Here is a 935-nt window from a genome sequence, read left to right as displayed (position 1 = left end):
AAACCAGCTGATCCTGAGATATATAGTGACGATATCGCTACATCCGTCGCGGCATTGAATCGCTCAGTTGAAGCATGTATCGAAAGTCATCCCGAACAATACCAATGGGAGTACAAACGCTTTAAAGGGATGACGATAGACGGGCGTAAGGCTTATAGTAAGCTTAACCCATAGATTGGTTTAACGCTGCTATTGAGAATAGCCTTCAATCAAATAATTCCAGTCATTGTGAGTCCACTTTATCCCATGCCTTGTTACTTCCTTTTCAAAGCTGCGTTTTAAGCGCTTCAGATTACTGCTTTTCCAGGCATGCTTTGGCTTTAACATTTTGGCGCGATCAAAGTCGATGAGCCAAAATAAGCCCTCTTCATCTTGCAAAATGTTTTGAATGTTCAGGTCAGCATGATAAACACCCGCTTTGTGGAATCTTGCGATTAAAGCGCCTAATGTGAAATAGAAGTCTTTGCTTTGTACTTGTTTGAGTACTTGCAGTAAGTCTTGTGCATTAGGAATGCGGTGTGTCAGTAAGTCTGCCTGATAATATAGGCCTCTTTTGACTACCTGTGCGGCAGCAGGCTTGGGAACCGGCAAGTTTTGTTGATTGAGTAAACTCAAGATATTGAACTCACTGACAGAACGACTCTTTTGCCAGCCTTTAAAAAGGTAGTGGTCGTTGCTGATTTTACTCATCATGCCGCCGCGCAGATAATGTCTTAACACCAGTGAATGAGACTTGTGTTGGATAAACCAGGTTGTTCCACGTCCAGACTCTTGTCCATTAACGGCATTGAGCTTTTTCCAATAGCCTGATTCAAAGAGCTCGCTGGATATGTCCGAAAAACATTCACTATCATAGAGCCAATAATGCTGGCCGTTTTGAGAGGACTCTATATTCGGCATGATTTCAAGTTCCTTGAATCGTTTGGGTGGCGTTC

At 42.9% G+C, this 935-nt stretch carries 2 protein-coding genes; one reads left to right on the top strand and one right to left on the bottom strand.

Annotated features, from left to right (window positions below; translation table 11 throughout):
- Nucleotides 1-18: 18 nt before the first annotated feature.
- Complete coding sequence (locus tag A3757_RS25585; protein ID WP_369819526.1) at nt 19-174, top strand: hypothetical protein; 156 nt, start codon at nt 19-21, stop codon at nt 172-174.
- A gap of 15 nt (nt 175-189) precedes the next feature.
- Here the strand turns inward: A3757_RS25585 and A3757_RS03955 are convergent.
- Nucleotides 190-935: 3-deoxy-D-manno-octulosonic acid kinase (locus tag A3757_RS03955; protein ID WP_082872052.1), on the bottom strand; the 746-nt coding region annotated here is incomplete at its 5' end.

The sequence above is a fragment of the Oleiphilus sp. HI0117 genome (assembly GCF_001635235.1).
Note: the sequence above shows the minus strand (reverse complement) of the source record. Positions and strands in the feature narration are given on the sequence as shown.